This is a genomic window from Mesorhizobium sp. M7A.F.Ca.US.006.04.2.1 (assembly GCF_004022915.1).
In the GTDB taxonomy this organism is placed as follows: Bacteria; Pseudomonadota; Alphaproteobacteria; order Rhizobiales; family Rhizobiaceae; genus Mesorhizobium; species Mesorhizobium ciceri.
In genome coordinates this window covers 1-4,131 of sequence record NZ_RZQA01000585.1, presented here as the reverse complement: position 1 = coordinate 4,131, position 4,131 = coordinate 1, and the positions used below count along the sequence as shown (strand labels likewise).

Annotated in this window: 7 protein-coding genes; 3 read left to right on the top strand and 4 right to left on the bottom strand. The window is 62.7% G+C overall.

Features of this window, described 5'->3' with window-relative positions:
* From trmFO to EN925_RS25815, 3 genes are all read left to right on the top strand, one after another.
* The coding region (trmFO, locus tag EN925_RS25825) for a methylenetetrahydrofolate--tRNA-(uracil(54)-C(5))-methyltransferase (FADH(2)-oxidizing) TrmFO (protein ID WP_128337025.1) at window positions 1–1,042 on the top strand (1,042 nt) is incomplete at its 5' end.
* A gap of 26 nt (window positions 1,043–1,068) precedes the next feature.
* Window positions 1,069–1,194 carry a type II toxin-antitoxin system ParD family antitoxin gene (locus EN925_RS41695; RefSeq protein WP_224675324.1) on the top strand — a complete coding sequence of 42 codons (126 nt, stop codon included), beginning with the start codon at window positions 1,069–1,071 and terminating at the stop codon, window positions 1,192–1,194.
* Between the two features lie 93 nt (window positions 1,195–1,287).
* Window positions 1,288–1,620, top strand: coding sequence for a type II toxin-antitoxin system RelE/ParE family toxin (locus EN925_RS25815; RefSeq protein ID WP_127368530.1), 333 nt, complete (start codon window positions 1,288–1,290; stop codon window positions 1,618–1,620).
* Between the two features lie 7 nt (window positions 1,621–1,627).
* Here EN925_RS25815 and EN925_RS25810 read toward each other — a convergent pair whose 3' ends face one another.
* The 4 genes from EN925_RS25810 to EN925_RS25795 form a co-directional block, all read right to left on the bottom strand.
* On the bottom strand, window positions 1,628–2,578 hold the full coding sequence (locus tag EN925_RS25810; protein ID WP_206519177.1) for a sterol desaturase family protein: 951 nt from the start codon (window positions 2,576–2,578) through the stop codon (window positions 1,628–1,630).
* Window positions 2,578–2,988 carry a hypothetical protein gene (locus EN925_RS25805; protein ID WP_337123853.1) on the bottom strand — a complete coding sequence of 137 codons (411 nt, stop codon included), beginning with the start codon at window positions 2,986–2,988 and terminating at the stop codon, window positions 2,578–2,580. The genes EN925_RS25810 and EN925_RS25805 overlap by 1 nt, the downstream gene beginning before the upstream one ends.
* 94 nt (window positions 2,989–3,082) lie before the next feature.
* Window positions 3,083–3,925, bottom strand: coding sequence for a phytoene/squalene synthase family protein (locus tag EN925_RS25800; RefSeq protein WP_164753889.1), 843 nt, complete (start codon window positions 3,923–3,925; stop codon window positions 3,083–3,085).
* Between the two features lies 1 nt (window position 3,926).
* Window positions 3,927–4,131: MTH938/NDUFAF3 family protein (locus tag EN925_RS25795; protein ID WP_245487299.1), on the bottom strand; the 205-nt coding region annotated here is incomplete at its 5' end.

The window sequence follows — 4,131 nt, the reverse complement described above, 5'->3', positions numbered from 1 at the left end:
TCTGCCGCCTACGGATTGGGACCAGGCGATCGTTGCCACGGGTCCGTTGACCGCCCCCGGGCTTGCCCAGTCGATCGCGGAAGCGACAGGCGCCGATGCGCTCGCCTTCTTCGACGCCATTGCGCCGATCATCCATTTCGACACGATCGACATGAATACCTGCTGGTTCCAGTCGCGCTACGACAAGGTCGGGCCAGGCGGCACCGGCAAGGACTACATCAATTGTCCGATGGACAAGGACCAGTACCTTGCCTTCGTGCAAGCGCTGGTCGACGGCCAGAAAACCGAATTCAAGCAATGGGAAGGCACGCCCTATTTCGACGGCTGCCTGCCGATCGAAATCATGGCCGAGCGCGGTGTCGAGACGCTACGCTACGGGCCTATGAAGCCGATGGGGCTGACCAATGCCCACAATCCGACGGTAAAGGCCTATGCCGTCGTCCAGTTGCGGCAGGACAATGCGCTGGGCACGCTCTACAACATGGTCGGTTTCCAGACCAAGTTGAAGCATGCCGAGCAGGTGCGCATCTTCCGCACTATACCGGGTCTCGAAAACGCCGATTTCGCCCGTCTCGGCGGCCTGCACCGCAACACCTACATCAACTCGCCGACCTTGCTCGACGCTTCGCTGCAACTGAAGTCGCGGCCCGGCCTGCGTTTCGCCGGCCAGATCACCGGCTGCGAAGGCTATGTCGAGAGCGCTGCGATCGGCCTGCTCGCCGGCCGCTTCGCCGCCGCTGAACGGCTCGGCCTTGCTCCGTCCCTGCCGCCGCTGACCACGGCCTTCGGCGCTCTGCTCAACCACATCACCGGCGGTCATATTGTCTCCGATGACGAGCCGGGAAAGCGCTCATTCCAGCCGATGAATGTCAATTTCGGCCTGTTCCCACCCGTCGAAGCTCCGAAGGCCGAGGGCAAACGCATGCGCGGCAAGGACAAGACCGTTGCCAAGCGGCACGCCATCACATCGCGTGCGCAGGCTGATTGCCGGCACTGGCTGGGACTTCCGGCGCAACCGGAAACGGCCGAAGCGGCGGAATAAACAGCTTCGCGTTCTGATTGGACCCCATGATCCGGGACAAAGTCGAAGACGGCTCCTTCGGTTCGGCCAGTGAAGTCATCCGCGCCGCCCTGCCTTCCAGCGCGAGGAGGAAGAGCACGCTGAACGCATGGCGTCCATCAGGGCGCGGGTGAAGGCGTCGATCGAAGACAAAAGACCCGCTGTTCCGCTCGATGAGGCGATCGACCGGGTAAAGAGCCGGATTTCGCAACTGACGAGGGAGAGCGATGATCCAGCGTCCCGCCGTCGTTCTTAGCGAAAGCGCGATCTCCGATCTAGAAGCAATTGGCGCCTACATCCTTGAGAGCAGCGGCAGCGAAAACATCGCCAACGGTTTCGTGGATCGGATAGAAGAGCGCTGTCAGAGTATCGGCAATGCGCCTCGTGGCGGTCGCTCGCGCGACGATATCGTTCGGGGATTACGACCCGTCCCATTCCGAGCATTCCGCCGTCATCACCACCTGACCGAGAACGATGTCATCCGCATCGTCAACATCTTCTATGGCGGTCGCGACTATGAGACGCTGATGCGCGACGGCGGGTCGAACGAACCATCCTGAGGCGATATTATTCAGCCGGCTCGACACCAGCCATCGGCAATCCCGGCTTTCCCGCCTCACCCGGATTTCGCCTGACATAGGCCGCCTTCAAACTCTCCGAGGTTTCGCGCGAGCCGTCATGGCTCCAGCCGGGCGGCTTGATCAGATAGTTCAGGCGATCGCTCAAGGTCAGACCGGGCGCAAAGGCATCCCTGAACATGCCGATCCATTCATGGAATGCCACTTTCAGCGGATTGAAGGTGCCGAGATTCCTGACGATGCCGTAGCGCGGCCGGTCTTCTTCCAGTTCCCCGACGAAGGTGCCGAACATGCGGTCCCAGATGATCAGCGTGCCGGCATAGTTGGCGTCGAGGTAGCGCGGATTGGTGGCGTGATGGACGCGGTGGTGTGAGGGCGTGTTGAAGACGAACTCGAACCAGCCCCACATCTTGCCGATGGTCTCGGTGTGGATCCAGAACTGCCAGACGAGGTTGAAGCCGAAGGTGAAGGCAATCACCGCCGGGTGGAAGCCGAGCAGCACCAGCGGCGCCTGCAGCATGAACATGAAGGTGAACAGGCCCGTCCAGCTCTGCCGCAGCGCTGTCGACAGATTGTAGTGCTGGCTGGAATGGTGGTTGACGTGTTCGGCCCAAACCCAGCGCACCCGGTGCGCGATGCGGTGATAGAAATAGTAGCGCAGATCATCGAGCAGGAAGGCCACCAGAAAAATCCAGATCGACAGGCCGAGATTGAAGACGCGGAACTGCCAGAGCCACAGCAACGCCCAGTAGGACACGACGCCAAGCAGCAGCCCGGCAACGACATTGCCGGTACCCATCATCAGGCTGGTCAATGTGTCGCGCGTTTCGAACGAACCCTTGGCACGGCCGGTGCGCACCAACCAAAGCTCGATCAGGATCGCGACAACGAAGAACGGGATGGCCAGTTGAGTGACCTGCGGAAAATTGTAGTCGTCCATCATGCCGCCTCTCCGCCGAAACTCTGCGGCTCAAGCGCCTTCAGCAAGCCTTGCGCATCCGTTGCGCTGGCAAAGCGGAAGCGGCCGCCCTTCCAGGTGAAATCGGCGAGCCGCAGCGAGACCGTATTCCCGTCTCCAGCGTCCAAAATCGTGACATCTTGAGGCGTGACGATGCGGGTCAAGAAGCAGTCGCCTACGCTGTGAACGATCCCGAAGCGCCCTCGCCCGATATCCAGGAACGCGGTCCCGGCATCTGCTGTCAGGCGGACCGCCGCCACGATCTCGTCGGGAAAATCCTCGGCGAATCGGCTCACTGCCTGATCGGTGCCACTGAGCGTCGCCGTCTTGCTGCCGCCGGTGAAATGCACCGCCGCAACCGACAGTGCGATGCCGAAGGTAACGATCGCCACCAATATGGGTAAGCTCATTCATCTCCTCCGAGCCGGTCTGTTGTCTTCGGCAACAGTTTGGCGCGGGGACGTCTTAACATGATTGACGTTTACGTCAAAGAGCAGGCCAGCCCCTGCTCGCACGACGCAGCAGCAGCCAATGCCGGCGCAAGGCCGACAGCCGCGCCACGCCTTCGAGCGGCGAGCCATTCTCCATCTTGCCGAGATAGGCGCGTGACAGGGCAAGTGGCAGGAATGCCGGGCGCAGCGAGACCGGGAGAGCCGGTGCGCCTTGCTCGAAGGCGGAAAGATGTTCCCGTGCCAGCGCCATCATCGCCGCCACCGCGCGTTTGGCGCCGGGTCCGCCGTCGCCGGTGACGAATTCTTCCGGCGACGATCCCGCTGCCGCCAGAATGTCGGCCGGGACAAAACATTGTCCGCGCTGGCGGTGCAGCGGCAACAGCAGCAGCAGGCCGGTCATCGCCTGTGCGCAGCCTGCCCTGCCCGCCAGTTCGGCAAAGCGCGGCGCCTCGCCGGGGTCGAGCACCATCGCCGCAAGCTGGATGAGTGCTGCGGCCGTCTCGCCGCAATAGCCTTCCAGATCGGTGCGCGACGGCATCGGGTCGTCGTAGAGGTCGAAGATGCGCGCATCGAGCATGTTCTCGAAGGCCGGCTTCGGCAGGCCGAACGTCGCTATCGTAGCGTTCACGGCTTCGGCAGTGGGATGGCCGGCGCCGGCCTCGCCGCCGGCGGCAATGACATCGCGCCACCATTGCAGCCGCACCTCGCCCGGTAGCGCCTCATGGATGCGATCGCGAATACCTGATATCTCCGCGTTGAAGGCGTAGAGCGAAAACAGCGCGTAGCGCTTGCCGTCCGGCGCGTAGAGCGCGGTCAGATAGCGATCATGGTCGGCGGCACGCACCGCGTCCATGACGATTTCAGCGCTTCGAGGCATATCAATCGACGGCAATGAGCGCGGCAGCCACGGCGCGCTCTTCCGCCAGAAGGACATTGTAGGTCCGCACCGCGGCACCCGTCGACATCGGGTCGGATGCAATGCCGGCGGCCTTCAGCGCGGCCCGCAATGCAGCGGGCAACGGCCGAAGATCCCTGCCCATGCCGACCAGCAGGATCTCGATCTTGTCGGCCTCGGACAGCAGC

Excerpts from the sequence above, each read along its gene's own strand:
- EN925_RS41695 (WP_224675324.1), top strand. The coding sequence starts at position 1,069 with ATGATCCGGGACAAAGTCGAAGACGGCTCCTTCGGTTCGGCCAGTGAA.
- EN925_RS25815 (WP_127368530.1), top strand. The coding sequence starts at position 1,288 with ATGATCCAGCGTCCCGCCGTCGTTCTTAGCGAAAGCGCGATCTCCGAT.
- EN925_RS25810 (WP_206519177.1), bottom strand. The coding sequence starts at position 2,578 with ATGGACGACTACAATTTTCCGCAGGTCACTCAACTGGCCATCCCGTTC.
- EN925_RS25800 (WP_164753889.1), bottom strand. The coding sequence starts at position 3,925 with ATGCCTCGAAGCGCTGAAATCGTCATGGACGCGGTGCGTGCCGCCGAC.